The following is a 1,589-nucleotide window of genomic DNA, read 5'->3' as shown; positions in this document are numbered from 1 at the left end:
CCCGAATTGGGACGGCTGTCGCACAAACGGCTGGCGAGTTTGGTCGGTATTGCGCCACACCCGAGGGAGAGCGGGGAAACCAAATTCAAAAGCCGCTGCGTTCGGCGGAAGGTCTGCGGTGCGTAAGGCACTGTATATGGCTACCGTGGTAGCGACACGTTTTGAACCGCTTATTCGGGATTTCTACCAACGCCTGCTGTCCAAGGGTAAGCCGTATAAGGTTGCCGTTACGGCATGTATGCGCAAACTGCTGACGATATTGAATGCCCGGATGCGTGATTACTTTGCCGAAAACGGTACCACCGAAAACGGTATCCGAACGGCTTGATTTGAGTTTTGGTATTTTTGCCCGACGGGGTGAAAAATACAGTTGCTACGGCTGGCTATTTCTTAAATAGAATTTTGAATATTTCTTTTAAGTGAAATGAGAGAAGTCCTTTTTTTCCAGACCTATATCTAAAAAAATTACTTGATATGATAGGATCAAAATATAACTTTCTTTTTCTTATTAAAGAAAAATATTCAGTTCTAAGGTCATCCTTAAGTTTATTTTCGTCGCGTCGTAAATGATTTATTTGTAATTTACTCTCCAATGCCCTTTTATACTCTTCCGCTTCTTTCCCCATGGCTGAAGGGTCACTATTTAAAAATTGAGACAAATTAGCCAATTCAATATCTCTCTTGCTAAAATTAATAATTCCCCTTTTATCTCTATTTATACATAACCATTCATTAGATTCCAATGGCCCAATTTCGCGACCCTCTTTGTCCAAGTAATCGGCTACTAAAAGAATATCCTTAATATTCCACTTCCTGCACAGCACAATTGAACCATATCGTTGATTTGCACTATATTCAGACCAACCGCTTAGCGTGTCAATTTCTAATGGTACTAACTCTTTATCATCTAAAAGAGAAAGATACGCAGGTAGAAGAGTTACATCATCAACCTTTCTATTCGGGTATGTATTACTTCCCGTATCAATAGTGCCTAATGGGCAAATTGCTCGATATAATTTCACAATTTCATCTGGATATTTTTCTTTTAAAATAGATTGTGTTTTGTTATAAGCAACATCCAATTGACTTTCTAATTTTTTCAATAAATCATCATTATACCCATCAATAACATCTAGAATTTCTGAAATATTTTGTCGATCATCATCAAAAGTAAAGGTTCTATCAAAGTACGTTGGCAGTCGAATAATATTAAATTTTTTCATTACCAAATAATTCAATATTAAAGCCTTAGGTTGTAATCTGTCATGCCAAACGCCCTTTAATAAAGCATCTAATTCAGCTTGTAAATGAACTTTGTCTTGAGAATACATTTTTTACTCCTTATGCCAACTATCAAGATTGAATTTAATTAAAATCAATGTGCATCATCCCAATTACTGCCGATGCCTACTTCCGCCAGCAGCGGCACGTTCAGACGGCCTTGTGCCACTTCGGCCATCACTTCGGGCAGCATTACTTTCACGGTTTCGAGTTCTGATTGAACCACTTCCAGTACCAATTCATCATGCACCTGCATAATCAGTTTGCTTTGCAAGAGGTCGTCTGAAAGCCAGCGGGACACGTCTATC

The 1,589-nt window shown here is 38.9% G+C and carries 2 protein-coding genes and 1 pseudogene; 1 reads left to right on the top strand and 2 read right to left on the bottom strand.

Going from position 1 to position 1,589, the window contains the following annotated elements:
* Positions 1 to 328, top strand: a pseudogene (locus tag HMPREF1028_RS12785) (transposase); the annotation flags it as partial.
* 55 nt (positions 329 to 383) lie between these two features.
* Here HMPREF1028_RS12785 and HMPREF1028_RS12780 read toward each other — a convergent pair.
* Positions 384 to 1,331: a hypothetical protein gene (locus HMPREF1028_RS12780; RefSeq protein WP_009313186.1), complete on the bottom strand. Its 948-nt coding sequence runs from the start codon at positions 1,329 to 1,331 to the stop codon at positions 384 to 386.
* 44 nt (positions 1,332 to 1,375) lie between these two features.
* On the bottom strand, positions 1,376 to 1,589 hold a 214-nt coding region (locus HMPREF1028_RS12775), incomplete at its 5' end, for a DNA polymerase (protein WP_036529841.1).

Source organism: Neisseria sp. GT4A_CT1, assembly GCF_000227275.1.
GTDB lineage: Bacteria > Pseudomonadota > Gammaproteobacteria > Burkholderiales > Neisseriaceae > Neisseria.
This window is presented reverse-complemented; position numbering and strand designations above follow the sequence as displayed.